The 15,382-nt window shown below is 65.7% G+C and carries 14 protein-coding genes; 1 reads left to right on the top strand and 13 read right to left on the bottom strand.

The window, feature by feature from the left end; genetic code table 11:
* Positions 1-28 precede the first annotated feature (28 nt).
* The 13 genes from lpqB to H977_RS0107460 form a co-directional block, all read right to left on the bottom strand.
* Positions 29-1,789: an MtrAB system accessory lipoprotein LpqB gene (gene lpqB / locus H977_RS0107515; protein ID WP_029107283.1), complete on the bottom strand. Its 1,761-nt coding sequence runs from the start codon at positions 1,787-1,789 to the stop codon at positions 29-31.
* Positions 1,786-3,447, bottom strand: coding sequence for an MtrAB system histidine kinase MtrB (gene mtrB / locus H977_RS0107510; protein WP_029107282.1), 1,662 nt, complete (start codon positions 3,445-3,447; stop codon positions 1,786-1,788). Before mtrB ends, lpqB begins: the two co-directional genes overlap by 4 nt.
* 49 nt (positions 3,448-3,496) lie before the next feature.
* Positions 3,497-4,183 carry a two-component system response regulator MtrA gene (mtrA, locus tag H977_RS0107505; RefSeq protein WP_019343547.1) on the bottom strand — a complete coding sequence of 229 codons (687 nt, stop codon included), beginning with the start codon at positions 4,181-4,183 and terminating at the stop codon, positions 3,497-3,499.
* 52 nt (positions 4,184-4,235) lie between these two features.
* Positions 4,236-4,868: a dTMP kinase gene (locus H977_RS0107500; protein ID WP_029107281.1), complete on the bottom strand. Its 633-nt coding sequence runs from the start codon at positions 4,866-4,868 to the stop codon at positions 4,236-4,238.
* A gap of 57 nt (positions 4,869-4,925) precedes the next feature.
* Positions 4,926-5,945, bottom strand: coding sequence for a tetratricopeptide repeat protein (locus H977_RS0107495; protein ID WP_029107280.1), 1,020 nt, complete (start codon positions 5,943-5,945; stop codon positions 4,926-4,928).
* Complete coding sequence (locus tag H977_RS0107490) at positions 5,942-7,174, bottom strand: ATP-binding protein (protein ID WP_029107279.1); 1,233 nt, start codon at positions 7,172-7,174, stop codon at positions 5,942-5,944. The genes H977_RS0107495 and H977_RS0107490 overlap by 4 nt, the downstream gene beginning before the upstream one ends.
* A 131-nt stretch (positions 7,175-7,305) precedes the next feature.
* Entirely contained in the window at positions 7,306-8,553 is a 1,248-nt protein-coding gene (locus H977_RS0107485; RefSeq protein ID WP_051288728.1) for a lipase family protein, read from the bottom strand.
* Between the two features lie 209 nt (positions 8,554-8,762).
* Positions 8,763-10,223, bottom strand: a complete 1,461-nt coding sequence (ahcY, locus tag H977_RS0107480) for an adenosylhomocysteinase (RefSeq protein ID WP_029107277.1) — start codon at positions 10,221-10,223, stop codon at positions 8,763-8,765.
* 138 nt (positions 10,224-10,361) lie between these two features.
* A complete protein-coding gene (gene alkX / locus H977_RS0107475; protein ID WP_029107276.1) occupies positions 10,362-10,985 on the bottom strand; it encodes a TetR family transcriptional regulator AlkX in 624 nt (207 codons plus the stop codon).
* A gap of 53 nt (positions 10,986-11,038) precedes the next feature.
* Positions 11,039-11,224, bottom strand: coding sequence for a rubredoxin (locus tag H977_RS0107470; protein ID WP_029107275.1), 186 nt, complete (start codon positions 11,222-11,224; stop codon positions 11,039-11,041).
* Positions 11,221-11,394: a rubredoxin gene (locus H977_RS34745; protein WP_081681644.1), complete on the bottom strand. Its 174-nt coding sequence runs from the start codon at positions 11,392-11,394 to the stop codon at positions 11,221-11,223. The genes H977_RS0107470 and H977_RS34745 overlap by 4 nt, the downstream gene beginning before the upstream one ends.
* Positions 11,391-12,554, bottom strand: a complete 1,164-nt coding sequence (locus H977_RS0107465) for an alkane 1-monooxygenase (protein ID WP_231395902.1) — start codon at positions 12,552-12,554, stop codon at positions 11,391-11,393. The genes H977_RS34745 and H977_RS0107465 overlap by 4 nt, the downstream gene beginning before the upstream one ends.
* Positions 12,555-12,886: 332 nt before the next feature.
* Positions 12,887-14,356 carry an amino acid permease gene (locus H977_RS0107460; protein WP_029107273.1) on the bottom strand — a complete coding sequence of 490 codons (1,470 nt, stop codon included), beginning with the start codon at positions 14,354-14,356 and terminating at the stop codon, positions 12,887-12,889.
* 153 nt (positions 14,357-14,509) lie between these two features.
* Between H977_RS0107460 and H977_RS0107455 the strand changes: the two genes are divergently transcribed.
* The gene (locus H977_RS0107455; protein WP_029107272.1) at positions 14,510-15,343 is read left to right on the top strand and encodes a class I SAM-dependent methyltransferase; all 834 of its coding nucleotides are present in this window, start codon (positions 14,510-14,512) and stop codon (positions 15,341-15,343) included.
* Positions 15,344-15,382: the final 39 nt, after the last annotated feature.

The following is a 15,382-nucleotide window of genomic DNA, read 5'->3' as shown; positions in this document are numbered from 1 at the left end:
GGGAATGACACGTGTTTTACGCCGATCCTCAGCCGGGTAGCACCGGCAACGAGCCCGCAATCATCAACGGGCGCACCTCGACCCAACCCGGATTGTCCTCACTGGCCGACGCGGAGAGTTGCAGCACACCGCGTTGGTCGGCGACATATACCGTCGACGGATTGGCGGCCACGGTGCCCACCGGGGTGGCCAGGTTGCGGCTCGGGCCGTCGGAGTTCACGCCGTCGAGATTCACGTACGACACCGGGTGCGCCGGATCGGTCCGGCTGACCACGATGTCATCGCCGGTACGCCACGACAGCGACACCACACTGTTGCCCAAGCCGAAGCCGAGGCGCCTCGGATAGGTCAGCAAGAACTGCCCCTCGGGGGTTCGCTCGATTCCCGCCAGGACGACCTGCCCACCGATCACCATGGCCGCACGCGTGCCGTCGCGTGAGAGTTGCAGCTCGGTGATGGGGCCCGGGTAGCGGGTGGACACCGCCGCGACGTCGACGGGAATGCGGGCCGGCACGCCCGACGCGTCGCGGATGGCCCGCACCACGTTGACATCGTCGACCACCACCCACACGGCCTGATCCAACGACCAGCTGGGCCGCGTCAGGGTGCGCCCCTCGATGGCCATCGCGGTGGGCCCGCCCAACGGCCCCATCCACAGCGAGGCGGCGGTGGCCTCCGGCGCATCGGGCAGCACGACGACCGAGGCGGCGTCCTGACCGTTGCGCGACACGGCGGCTGACTTCTGATTGGGTGCCGAACCGAAGGCCCCTGGCACCCGGGTGGTGCTCTGGCCGTCCAGCGCCACGAGCGAGCCGCCCACGAGCGCGTGCAGTCCGGCCGCCGCACCGGGTACCGCCCCCGGATCGGCGGCCGCGACATCGGAGGTCTCCCAACCGTCGGCGAACCGGTCGTCCAACGGCGCACCGTCGGCGTTGATCACGTAGGGGCCACTGACCCCGGCCCGCGACAGGGTCCAAATGATCTGGGCGGCAAGCAGTTGACGACTGTGCGGATCGGTGGTCGAGAGGTTCTCGAGGTCGATGCGGGCGCCACCGTAGCCGCGGCCCACCCCGGTCTTGCCGCCGTCGGCCCGGGTGACCGGACCGCGCATCCGCAGCGGCGCGTCGAGCAGGTTGCGCACCGACCTGGCCATCTCCGGACGGGGACCGGCCACCAGTTTGGAGATCAGTTCGGTGGCCAACTGGTCGGGATCGGAGACCGCGACGTAGCGCGGATCGGGCACGACGGTGGTTCCGGTGGGATCGACGAAGTAGAGGGTGTTGCGCTTGTAGGTCGACTGGAACTGTTGCCAGTCGAGGAAAACGCCGTTGGGCAGCCGGTCGATGCGCCAGCCGCCCGGGGTCTGGACGAGTTCGATGGGACCGGGGTCGGGCAGCGCCCCCTCCCCCGTCTCGAACACTCCCATGTCGGACAGCGATCCCAGGATGTCGGCTCGCATGCTCACCGAAACCCGGTCCGAGCCACGGGTTTCGACGAACACCACCCGGTCGAGCAGCAGCGCGCTACCGGCGTCGTCCCATGCGCTGGAGGCCGACTCGGTGAGGAACTGCCGGGCGGCCAGGTGCCGGTTCGCGGGATCGGCAGTGGCTTTGAGGAATTCGCGCAACAACACGTCGGGGTCCATCCCCGGCGCCGGTTTGGGAAGGTTCGGTGGTGCCGGTTTGTCGACCGTGCCGATCGCCTGCGGGGACGACGAATTCGGAATTCCCGCGCATCCGGACACCAGAACGACCAGACCGACGATCACCACCGTCAGCAGGCGCTTCACACGTTCTCCTCCGCTTGCTCCCGGTCCCGGTTGGGACGCTGCCGCTGCTTCTGCTGCGGTGCAACGGGTTTGAGCGGCAACGGGCTCGTGGTCACCTTGTGACCGCGCACCAGCGGCAGCGTCAGGCGGAAGCAGGCCCCCTTGCCCGGTTCGCCCCACGCCTCCAGCCTGCCCTGGTGCAGGCGCGCGTCCTCGATGCTGATGGCCAGACCCAGGCCGGTGCCGCCGGAGCGGCGCACCCGGGACGGGTCCGATCGCCAGAACCGGCTGAACACCAGCTTCTCCTCGCCGGGGCGCAGACCGACGCCGAAGTCGCGGACAGTGACGGCGACCGTGTCCTCGTCGGCGGCCATCCGGATGCGCACCGGTTTGCGTTCGGCGTGGTCGATGGCGTTGGCGATGAGATTGCGCAGGATCCGTTCCACCCGGCGCGGATCCACCTCCGCGATCACCTCACCGGGGGGCATGTTGACGTCGAGCTCCACCTCCGCGTCGGCGGCCAGATGCCCGACGTTGTCCAGCGCGCTCTGCACCGTCGAGCGCAGATCGACCGACTCCACCGAGAGCTCCGCGACGCCGGCGTCGTGGCGGGAGATCTCCAGCAGGTCGGCGAGCAGGGTCTCGAAGCGGTCCAGTTCGTTGACCATCAGTTCGGTGGACCGCCGCAACGCTGGGTCCAGATCCTCGCTGTGGTCGTGGATCAGGTCGGCCGCCATCCGCACGGTGGTCAGCGGGGTTCGTAGCTCGTGGCTGACGTCAGAGGTGAAGCGGCGCTGCAGATTTCCGAACTCTTCGAGCTGCTGAATCTGACGGGACAGGCTCTCTGCCATGTCGTTGAACGACACCGCCAGCCGGGCCATGTCGTCCTCGCCGCGCACCGGCATCCGCTCGGTCAGGTGTCCTTCGGCGAACCGCTCGGCGATACGCGAGGCCGACCGCACCGGCTGCACGATCTGGCGGGCCACCACCAGCGCGATCGCCGCCAGCAGACCCAGCAGCACCACGCCGCCGGTCGCCATCGTGCCCCGCACCAGCGCGATGGTGCTCTCCTCGTTGTTCAGCGGAAAGATCAGGTACAGCTCAAGATTGGGCACCGACGAGGACGCCGGGCTACCGACGATCAGTGCCGGCCCGGAGAACCCGTCAGTCTGCACCGTGGCGTACTGGTAGCTGACCTGTCCGGCTTTGACGAAGTCGCGCAACGCCTTCGGCACCTGCTGCACCGGTCCGGCCGCCGCGGCCTCGCGTGGACCGTCGCCGGGAACGATCAGCGCGGCATCGAACGCCCCTGCCACATCCGCGCGGGCGTCGGCCTTGCGATCGATCAAGGTGTTGCGCGCCAACTGCAGGCTGCTGTCCAGCGAGCGGCTCTCCTCACCGCCGACGATGCCGCCGACCGTGACGCGGGCGCGTTCGATCTCCTCTGTGGCCGCTTTGACCTTGACCTCGAGAATCCGGTCGGTGATCTGACTGGTCAGCACGAAACCGAGAACCAGGATGACGGCGAGCGAAAGCCCCAACGTCAGCGTGACCACACGTAGTTGCAGCGAACGACGCCACACCAGGCTCAGCGCCCTGCCAAGCGTTCCCAGGCCACGCAGCAGTGGGCCGGAACCTCCCCAACGCCCACGGATGCGCCGTCGTGAGCCGAAGATCACGGCCACCACCGGGCGGTGAATATCACGGCCACGGTCGAGCCGTGCAGTGTCACGGCGGTCCGGCCTTGTATCCCACTCCTCGAACGGTCAACACCACCTGCGGGTTCTCCGGGTCCTTCTCGACCTTGGCCCGCAACCGCTGAACATGCACGTTCACCAAACGGGTGTCGGCGGGGTGGCGATATCCCCACACCTGTTCGAGCAGCACATCCCGAGTAAACACCTGACGTGGCTTGCGTGCCAGCGCCACGAGCAGGTCGAACTCCAGCGGTGTCAGCGAAATCTGCTCGCCCTGTCGGGTCACCTTGTGAGCGGGCACATCGATCTCGACATCGTTGATCGACAGCAGCTCGGCAGGCTCGTCCTCGTTGCGGCGCAGACGCGCGCGCACGCGGGCGACGAGCTCCTTCGGCTTGAAGGGCTTCATCACGTAGTCGTCGGCGCCGGATTCCAGGCCCAACACCACGTCGACGGTGTCGGTCTTGGCGGTCAGCATGACGATCGGCACACCCGAGTCGGCACGAAGCACCCGGCATACATCGATCCCGTTCATGCCGGGCAACATCAGGTCCAGAAGGACCAGGTCGGGCCGCAACTCACGGACCGCGGTGAGTGCCTGGCTGCCATCGCCGATGACCGCGGTGTCGAATCCCTCGCCACGCAACACGATGGTGAGCATCTCGGCCAGCGATGGGTCGTCGTCGACGACAAGGATCCTTTGCCTCATGGTGTCCATGGTGTCACCCAATCGCGATAAAACCTGGGTACCACACGCGGGTTTCTCCGCTTTATCTGCTGCTTAGCCGACCCGCCAGACCGTCGGGGTCCACATCCGGGGCCGCGATGGCCCATCGGCCGCACCAGTCCGCGGCCGCCAGCGCCGCGTAGACCTCACTGGTCCGCCGTTGGAGCCCGCCGTCACGCTCGTAGGCATCCTTGGCGCGGTCGGCTTCGGTATTGGCGCGGTGCTCGGCCCGCTGGGCGGCCAACTCGGCCGGAACGTCGAGCAACAACTGCCAGTCCGGTTCGGGCAGTTTGAGGCGCTCGAATTCGAGCTCGCGCACCCAGGCGACCACGTCACCGTTGGCACCCTGATGCAGCCGGGCGGCGCTGTAGGCGGCATTGGACGCGACGTAACGGTCCAGGATCACGACGTCATAGGCCGCCTGCAGGTGTTCGATCTCCTCACGCGCGCCGGCCCGGTCGAGGGCGAACAGGGTTGCCATCGCATAGACCGACCCGGCCAGATCACCGTGCTTTCCGTGCAGCGCCTCTGCGGCCAGGTCGGCGGGCACCGAGTGGTGGTAGCGCGGGAACGCCAGACAGCCGACCGACTTGCGATCGGCCTCGAATGCCGCCCGCAGACCGTTGGTCAACGTACGTTTGCCGGCACCGTCGATACCCTCGATCGCTATGAGCACAGTGGCAGCGTAATGGTGCGCATGGCCTGCCCGTAGGGCCGCGGGCGAGAATCCTCCCTACTGACCGACCAGCCAACCAACTACCGTCAAGCCCACTGCTCCGATGAACAGGTACGGCGCGAGGGCAGTGGTGAACGGTGTGGATCCCACCGCCACGGTGGCCAGTCCGACGACGATCGCAAAGCCGACGAACGCCAACCGGACTACCAGCAGCAGCCGCTCGCGCAACACCGCACGTAGCGTCGGGCGCGGCACGCTGCGAACGATCCAGACCATTGCCGCCGCCAAGCCGAGAGTGACGGCAGCGGCGAACAGCCTGGGCAGCACTGTCGAATGGAGATCCTGGCTCTCACCGGTGATGGCAGCCAGTGCGACGAACAGAAATATCACCGATGCGGTCGTCAGGCGCAGCACCCGGATCAACACCGCGCCAATGTTTCTGCGGGCCAATGGACCGAAATCCGGGTCCAGCCGGCCGGCACCCAGAAAGCCCCGGATTGCTGTGGTCAGCTTGCCCCACCGCAGCCGGCTGACAGCCAGATTGTGTACCGCGGAAGCGTGGTCGGGCTCCAGCTGCAACGCCGCGTGGTAGTCGGCCTCGGCGGCAGCGCGACCCCACCGGAACCGGGAGATGTCGGCGCGCAGCACCAGGGAGTCAGCCGACATCGGGTTCAAGCGCAAAGCCTCGTTGATCGCGGTGAGGGCGTCGTCGTCGAATCCCGAATCGTGCAACATACTCGCGTGAAGGTAATGTGCCCGAAAGGAATTCGGATGTGCCTCGACGGTCTTGTGCGCCATCCACAGAGCTTCCGAAAGGCGGCGCTGCCCGCGTAACGCCGCGGTATACAGCCGCATGGCGTGTTCATTGTCGGGCGCACCGAGCGCCGCATGCGCGGCTGACGCCGCGCGCCAGTAGTCCTTCAGGCCCAGCATTGCCTGGGCGTAACGGGCCAGCAGCACAGCATTGTCCGGGTCCTCGGCGAGCGCCGACTGCAACACTTCGGCCGCCCGCCGGTAGTTCCTGGTCTCCAGGTACGCCACGGCAACATCGCCGAGGTTCCCGCCTGGTGATGTCACCGAAGTTTGGTGCGTCGCAAGTACTTTGCGAGTTCGTCGTAGGTGCCGTCGCGGTTGCTGAATTCCACGACGTTGCGTGCGGTTTCGAACCACGGGCCGGTCGACGGCCTGATCTGCGCCAGGGCGGCGTCGATGTCAGTCATCCGGACGGGCCGAACCTGACCGCTGCTCAGCGATTCGGCCATCGCCAATTGCGTTGCGGTATCGCAGACGTGGGCCAGGTCGGCTCCCGAGAAGCCCTCGGTGCGCTTGGCCACCGAGGCCAACTTGATGCCCTCCACGGGGCGGTCCTGCAAGTGCAGCTTCATGATGGCCGCACGCGCATCCGCGTCGGGAAGCGAGACGAAGATCGTCCGGTCGAATCGGCCGGGCCGGCGCAGGGCGGCGTCGACGTCCCATGGCGCGTTGGTCGCACCAAGTACGTAGACGCCGTCGTTGTTCGATGTTGCCGAATCGAGTTCCTCCAGAAGCGCATTGACGACAGTGCGCAATCCGGCCGATCCGCTCAATGCCGAGCGGCGATGACCGAGGGCATCCACCTCGTCGAAGAACAGCACGCAGGGCGCGTTTCGGCGTGCGTTGTCGAAGATCGCCCGGACGCTGTGCTCGCTCTCGCCGAGCCAGCGGGACAACACGTCGGCGATGCCGACCTGATAGAAGTTCGCCCCCAGCTCACCGGATACCGCCTTGGCGATGAAGGTCTTGCCGCACCCGGGCGGGCCGTAGAGCAGCAGTCCCCCACGTGCGGAGACCTTGAACGCCTTCATCAGGTCGGGGTTGCGGATGGGGCCCAGCAGCGACAACTCGAGCTGTTTCTTGACGTCGGTCATTCCGGCGATGTCGGTCAGTCGGAGGGCGGACCGCTGCACGGCGTCGAAGTCGTTCTCGTTGACGGCCTCGGCGGGCTCTTCGACGAATGCGGGTTTGACGATATCGGCGACCTGTTTCTCGGCGGCACCCCAGTCGAAGCTGCGGGCAGCCTCGGGCGTCGATTCGGCCGGAACGTCGGGTGCGTTCGCACCGGCCAGGCCGGCGCTGCACTGTTGCAGCAGCGTGACAGCTCGGGCATTGGCGGCGTCCTGCGCCAGCACCGCGCTGCAATGCGCCAGCGCCTCGGCAAAGCGCTGCCGGTCCACCAACAAAGTGGCCAGATGCAGTCGCAACTCCGCTAGCTCCGGGCTGCGCTCGACAGCCGCAGCTAACTCACGGATAACTGCGTCCTCAGCCATGGGCACCCCCGATTGATCCTTCGCCCGATCCTATCCAGACCCGGAAAGGGACAACGACACCAGGAAGCGGCCCGACCCGGCACCGCCGGCCGGCCCACCGCGTCGCGCAACGCGTCGCGCAACGCGACGGCCTAGAACTCCCCACAGTTGGGTGTGGCCGGCAATCCGTTGAAGCGGTCGGCAATCCACTGCATACCCCGTTCGCCGTCGACGAGCATCGGCAGCGCGTGGTTGATCACCAACTTGTTCAGGAACGGCGGCTCCTCATTCGTCCAGAACTGGACGTCTGCCCCTTGCGCGCACCAGTCGCGCCCGAGTTGGTTGGCCGCGGTCCACGGCACCAGCGGGTCATACCGGTTGCTCAGGATCATCACCGGTGCGTTCGGCTTGTAGCGGCCGATCTTCTGCATGTCGAAGAGTGTGCTGAACGGCTCCTCGTTCACCGCCTGATAGATGTCGACATTGAAGTAGGGCTGCAGGTGACGGAACATGAACTTGGTGGCCGTCTCGGCCACGCACTGGTCTTGAACCTTCTGCAACAGATCCACTCCGCGCGGCGTGAGCTTCGAGCGGATCACGTCCTCGAATTCCGGGTAGGTGGTGATCACGGAGTTCAACGCGTAGCCGACCACGCCGACGAGTGCGCTGCCGTCGGCGTAGGGGAAGAGTTCCTTCAGGTCGGCGGGCGGGGCGCCCGCATAGGTGCCCACCACGTGGAGATCGGGTGCGTACGACGATGCCAACTCCGCAGCTGACGCCGCCGCGCCACCACCCTGCGAGTAACCCCAAAAGGCCACCGGCCCATGCGGATCCAGCGATGTGCCGGGAAGTTTCATCGCGGCGCGGCCGGCGTCGAGCATGGCGTTGCCTTCGGCGACCCGGTTCACGTACGTGTGCAGTCCCGGTGTGCCGAGCCCCTGATAATCGGTCATCACGATCGCGAATCCGCGCGCCACCATGGTCGCGACGAACAGTTCCTCGTAGTTGAACGCGACGTCGAGCCAGGGAGACCAGTGGATGCCCTGGTTGAACTGGCGCGACGGTGCGCACTGGTCACCCTGACCCTGGGTGCCCGGGCCGTAGACGATCAGCGGTCGTGGCCCCTTGCCCGGCCAGGCGTTGTGGGGCTCGAAGTAGGTGCCGGTCACTGCCATCGGGTTGCCGCGGGCATCGGTGCTGCGGTACATGATTCGCGTTCCGTCGGCGACGATGGCGCCGAGCTCGCCGGACGGTTCCAGCACCAGCCGTGAAGGCTCGGACTTGATCAGGTCGCCCGGGACCCCGGGCAAGGGATCAGGCGGTGTGTAGAACTCGATGTACTCGTCTTCGTTGAAGATCGGGTCATGCCCGTCATTCGACGGATCGGCGTGCGCCGGCACGATGCCGACACTTCCGAGCAGCAGCACGACACACAGAATCCCCCAGGCCCGACCCACGAGGCGGAACAATAACAGTCAGAGACTGCCATTTGTCGGATACCGACATAAGCGACCCGATTAATCCACGCCACGCCTGCCGCTACAGCGCAAAATCCCCCAACTCCACAGGGAGATGGGGGATTTCACGTCTGCTTGGGCAGAAGAGTAACTCAGTACCGGTAGTGCTCCGGCTTGTACGGTCCCTCGACGTCGACACCGATATACTCGGCCTGCTCCTTGGTGAGCTTGGTCAGCGTGCCACCGAGTGCCTCGACGTGGATCCGCGCGACCTTCTCATCGAGGTGCTTGGCCAGTCGGTAGACCTCGTTGTCGTACTCGTCGTTCTTGGTCCACAGCTCGATCTGGGCGATCACCTGGTTCGAGAAGCTGTTGCTCATCACGAATGACGGGTGGCCCGTGGCGTTTCCGAGGTTGAGGAGCCGGCCCTCGCTCAGCACGATGATCGACTTGCCCGAGTCACCGAACGTCCACTCGTCGACCTGCGGCTTGATGTTGATCCGGGTGGCACCCGAGCGCTCCAGGGCCGCCATGTCGATCTCGTTGTCGAAGTGTCCGATGTTGCCCAGGATGGCCTGGTCCTTCATCGCCTTCATGTGCTCGATCTTGATGATGTCCAGGTTGCCGGTCGCGGTGACGACGATGTCGGCTTGAGAGATCGCATCCTCGACCTTGACGACGTCGAAGCCGTCCATCAGGGCCTGCAGCGCATTGATCGGGTCGATCTCGGTGACCTGCACGCGTGCACCCTGGCCGGCCAGCGACTCCGCACAACCCTTGCCCACGTCGCCGTAACCGCAGATCAGCACCTTCTTGCCGCCGATCAGCACATCGGTGCCACGGTTGATGCCGTCGATCAGCGAGTGCCGGGTGCCGTACTTGTTGTCGAACTTGCTCTTGGTGACCGAGTCGTTGACATTGATGGCCGGGAAGGCCAGCTCACCGGCAGCGGCGAACTGGTAGAGCCGCAAGACACCGGTGGTGGTCTCCTCAGTGACACCCTGGACCGACTCGGCGATCTTGGTCCACTTGTCCTTGTCGGTCTCGAAGCGCTTGCGCACCAGAGAAAGGAAGACCTTCCACTCGGCCGGGTCGTCATCCTCGGCAGGCGGCACCACACCGGCCTTCTCGTACTGCGCGCCGCGCAGCACCAGCATGGTGGCGTCACCGCCGTCGTCGAGAATCATGTTGGCGGGCTCATTCGGCCACGTGAGCATCTGCTCGGCGGCCCACCAGTACTCCTCCAGGCTCTCGCCCTTCCACGCGAACACCGGGACGCCCTTGGGCTCCTCGGGCGTGCCGTGCGGTCCGACGACGGTGGCCGCCGCGGCATGGTCCTGGGTCGAGAAGATGTTGCAGGAAGCCCATCGGACTTCAGCGCCCAGTGCCACGAGAGTCTCGATCAGCACCGCCGTCTGCACGGTCATGTGCAGTGAGCCGGAGACACGGGCACCCTTGAGCGGCTGCACGTCATGGTATTCGCGGCGCAGAGACATCAAGCCGGGCATTTCGTGCTCGGCGAGCCGGATTTCCTTGCGGCCGAACTCGGCCAGCGACAGGTCGGCAACCTTGAAGTCGATGCCGTTGCGGCTGTCGGCCTTCAACTCGGTCATTTAGAGCCCTCTTTCAGTCGTGATTGCTTGCAAAGCGCACAGGTGCGCCATACGGCGACGCCAGATGCTGATACCTCTAGCCTGCGGGCTCGCGGGACAGGCGCTCATGCGTTTTCAACAGCGGCGGCGCACTGACAGCTACGGGGTATCTATGACACCGTAGCGCTCGGCGAACGGCGTCATCAGTCGGGCCAGGTCACCGGCCACATCGTGGTCCGCCTCGGGCGGCATCGAGACATAGCTCATCGCCAACCGCACGATCGCCCGGGCCAGCACCCCGGCGTCCTGATCGCTCGCCTTCATCCAGCTGTTCTGAAAGGTTCCCGTCAGCCGCGCCGAGCATCGGCTGATGATCGGGCCGCTGCCGGTCGTGATGATCTGCAGCAGGTCGGGCTTGGAGGCACCGGTGAGCAGCGAGATCACCAGCGGATCGGCGGCCGACTCGAGGAAGAAGGCCCGGAAGCCCTCCAGGAATGCCGCGTGGACCTCGCCGACGTTGTTATTGATCGCGTCGTCGACCGCGTCGACGAGCCGGTCGGCCAGGCGCATCGCGTACCCCTCGGCAAGGCCCTGGCGCGAACCGAATTCGTTGTAGATCGTCTGCCGGCTGATCCCCGCGACCTGGGCCACGTGCGACAGCGTGATGGCCGACCAGTCGCGGGTCAGCAACAGCTCCCGCATGCCGTCGAGAATCGAATCGCGCAGCAGCACCCTGGATGCCTCCGCATACGGGATGCGCTGTTTTTCTCGCGGCCGACTCACAGGGGCGACAATATCGCTTTCCGCCGGGGTTTCGAGCGCGTCGCCCCAACCCGTCAAGGCCGCGCGACCTCGACCATCTCGAAATCGGACTTCGCCGCGCCACAGTCCGGGCAGCTCCAGTCGTCGGGAATCTCATCCCAGCGGGTACCCGGCGCGATGCCGTCCTCGGGCCAGCCCTTGGCCTCGTCGTACTCGAATCCGCACTGCACGCAGACGAACAGCTTGTACGGCTCGCTCATGTCGTTACTCCCATCACCTCGAAATCGATCTTCTCCCGCACCGCGCAGTCCGGGCAGCACCAGTCGTCGGGTACGTCGTCCCACCGCGTTCCGGCCGGGAAGCCTTCTCGCGGGGCGCCTTTCGACTCGTCGTAGATGTAGCCGCAGCCTGGGCACTGATAGGCGTTCACCGCTGCGCCCCCTCGCTGCCCGCGCCGTACCGGGCCAGCACCTTTTCGCGCAGCCGCGGCTGGATGTTGACCTTCGTGATGTCACCGTCGTAGTGCTCCAGCACCCGGTGGTCCATCAGCTTGCGCCACAACGGCGGCAGATAGGTGAGGCCGATGAGCGACGCGTAGCCGCTGGGCAGATTGGGCGCACCGTCGATACTGCGCAGTGTCTGGTACCGGCGTGTCGGGTTGGCGTGGTGATCGCTGTGCCGCTGCAGGTGGTACAGGAAGAGATTGGTGACGATGTGGTCGGAATTCCAGCTGTGCACCGGGGCGCAGCGCTCGTAGCGACCGCTGGCCATCTTCTGCCGCAGCAGCCCGTAGTGCTCCAGGTAATTCACCGATTCGAGCAGGCTGAATCCGTAGATCGCCTGGATGATGATGAACGGGATCAGCGCGGGACCGAACACCGCGGTCAGGATGCCCCAGAACACCACCGACATCGCCCATGCGTTGAGCACGTCGTTGGACGGGTGCCACGGCGAGCGGTCCTGCCGGCGCAACCGCTGGGCTTCCAATTCCCACGACGAGCGCAGGCTGCCGAATACGCTGCGCGGCAAGAACTCCCAGAACGTCTCGCCGAACCGCGCCGAAGCCGGATCCTCGGGGGTGGCCACGCGCACGTGGTGCCCACGGTTGTGCTCGATATAGAAGTGGCCGTACCAGGTCTGGGCCAGAGTGATCTTGGACAGCCAGCGCTCCAGCGAATCCCGCTTGTGGCCCATCTCGTGTGCGGTGTTGATGCCCACCCCTCCGAGCACACCCACCGACAGTGCGATGCCGATCTTGGCCGGCCAGCCCAGCCCGCCGTCGAACCCGAGCCAGCCGAGGTCTGACGCGGTGAACAGGTACGCGCCCATCACGACGCTCGCGTACTGGAACGGGATGTAGAGGTAGGTGCAATACCGGTAGTACTTGTCGTTCTCCAGCTGCTCCATCACCTCGTCGGGCGGATTCTGGCCGTCAGGTCCGAACCGCAGATCGAGCAGCGGCAGGAGAACGTAGAGCAGGATCGGGCCGATCCACAGCGGTACCTGCGCGGCGGCATGCCAGCCCGCGTGGTTGAGCGCCCAGACCAGCGGCAACATCACGAAGATCGCCGTCGGGGCGATGAGCCCCATCAGCCACAGATGCCGCTTCTTGTCCCGCCATTGCCCGACGTCTGCGACGCCGGCCCCGTTCGACAGATCCGCCACCACGATGAGCCTCCTTTGTGAGCACTGTCACTGCGATGACTTGACTATAGATGCTCAATTGTCTCTCGTCTAGACATATATAGCTGTTTTGTAAAGTTCGATAGGTGCGCGGCGTCACAAACCCGAGCAATATCGCGCTTGAGAGCGACAGGTACGCAGACGGCGCTGCTCCGAGATTGAAGCCAGGGACAGATCCGGTGTCGGATCTGTCCCTGGCTTCAATCTCGATGGCGGGGTGATCCCGCGCCAGCAGGGGCCTACACGGTGGCGACGTCCCGACGGGCCAGCATGGAATGACGCCTGCCGTACGCGAAGTAGACCGCCACGCCGATCGCCATCCAGACCAGAAACCGAATCCAGGTCAAACCGGTGAGGTTGAGCATCAACCACAGGCACGCCAGGATGGCGGCGATCGGCAGCACCGGCACCCAGGGCACCCGGAATCCGCGTGGCAGGTCGGGGCGGCTCCGACGCAGCACGATGACACCGGCCGAGACCAGTACGAAGGCGAACAACGTGCCGATGTTCACCATCTCCTCGAGGCGGCCCATCGGGAACACCGAGGCGGCGATCGCGACCAGCACACCGACGATGACCGTGATCCGGACCGGTGTCCCGTGGCTGCCCGTCACGGCCAGGCGGCGCGGCAGGAGACCGTCGCGCGACATCGCGAACAGCACCCGGGTCTGCCCCAGCATCAGGACGATCACGACGGTGGTCAGGCCCGCGAGCGCGCCGATCGAGATGACCTTGGCCGCCCAGTGCACACCGTTGGCTTCGAATGCCGTGGCCAGATTCGCGTGGCCGTCGGGTGCGTCGCGCAGCACGGTGTAGGACACCATGCCCGAGAGCACCACCGAAACCGCGACATAGAGCACGGTGACGATGCCGAGCGAGGCCAGGATCCCGCGGGGCACATCGCGCTGCGGATCGCGGGTCTCCTCGGCGGTGGTGGCGACGACATCGAACCCGATGAACGCGAAGAACACGATCGAGGCGCCGGCCAGCACGCCGTACCAGCCGTAGTGGCTGCCCGCAGCCCCGGTCAACAACGAGAACAACGACTGGTCGGCGCCACCGCCACTCGCACCGGCCTCATTGGGCGGGATGAACGGGGTGTAGTTGGCAGCCTTGATATAGAAGGCCCCGACGATCACCACCAACAGCACGACCGACACCTTGATGATCGTGATCGCCAGGCTGAAGTGCGCGGACAACTTGGTGCCGACCGCCAGCAGGATCGTCACCAGCGCGATGATCACCAGCGCGCCCCAGTCGACGGCCAGCCCGCCGAAGTCGGCGATCCCGCCACCGAACCCGAATACCGTGCCGAGATAGCTCGACCACCCCTTGGCCACCACCGCGGATGCCACGGCGAACTCCAGGATCAGATCCCAGCCGATGACCCACGCCGCGAACTCACCGAACGTGGCATAGGAGAAGGTGTAGGCGCTGCCGGCGACGGGCACGGTCGAGGCGAACTCCGCGTAACACAACGCGGCCAATCCGCACGCCACGGCAGCGATCACGAAAGCGATGGAGATCGCGGGCCCGGTCAGACTGCCCGCTGTGGACGCCGTGATCGTGAAGATGCCCGCGCCGATCACGACGGACACCCCGAACACCGTCAGGTCCCACCACGTGAGGTCCTTGCGCAGGCGGGTGGACGGCTCATCGGTGTCGGCGATCGACTGCTCGACAGATTTGGTTCGCCGAAGGGCAGACATATGTAGTAGTGCCTCTCATCCTCGCCGGGTCAGGCAATGTTCCCACCACGGTGGCGGTGAAACCGGTAGGACTCTCAAACTTCGCCCAACCGTGCCCTTTAGCGGCAGTGGGGCCTACATCACACTTGACAATGATCGTGATACGGTTCGCGCGTGGCTGAGCTCCCCTATTTCGACCTGCTGATCGATGAACGGCAGGACGGCGGCGAAACCGGCCAGCTGTGGGAGAACCAGGTGCACTGGGGCTATTGGGAGGACCCCAAGGCCGCCAAGGGCACCCGAGCCGATTACGTCGCTGCCATGGAGCAGATGGACCACGTGCTGTTCGCGGCGGGCAAGGTTGCCGACGGACAAAAGGTGCTGGATGCCGGCTGTGGGTTCGGCGGAACCATCCAGCAGATCAATGGCACGTACTCCCACATGGACCTCACGGGCCTGAACATCGATCCGCGCCAGCTCGCGGCTGCCGAAGCTCAGACGGAGCCCGTCAACGGCAACACGATCGGCTGGGTCGAGGCCGATGCCTGTCAGCTGCCGTTCGAGGACAACTCGTTCGACCGCATCCTGGCGGTCGAGTGCATATTTCATTTCCCGTCGCGCGAGAGGTTCCTCGCGGAAGCGGCACGGGTGCTCAAGCCGGGCGGCTACGTCGCGGTGTCCGACTTTGTGCCCACCCTGATGTTCTTCGGCAAGACGCCGATCTGGATGGCGATCCGTCCACGGATCGCGAAGTCGTACGGAACGCTCGGCAATGTCCCCTTGCGGGGTTACCGGTCCATGGGTAAGCGTGCGGGGCTCCAACTCGCCGAGAAACGCAACATCCGGAAGAACACATTGCCGACGTATCCGTTCCTGCTCAAGTTCTTCCGTGAGCAGGGGTCGGCCGATGCCCAGAAGACGATGATCGTCGGCACCCGATGGATGAAGTGGCTGTCCAAGCTCGGCCTGATCCAGTACCGGGTGTATACGTTCCACAAGCCTGCCTGACGGTAGCTGGCTCGGCCTCGACACTGACCACGCGGCTGT

Source organism: Mycobacterium sp. URHD0025 (assembly GCF_000426065.1).
Classification (GTDB): domain Bacteria; phylum Actinomycetota; class Actinomycetes; order Mycobacteriales; family Mycobacteriaceae; genus Mycobacterium.
This window is presented reverse-complemented; position numbering and strand designations above follow the sequence as displayed.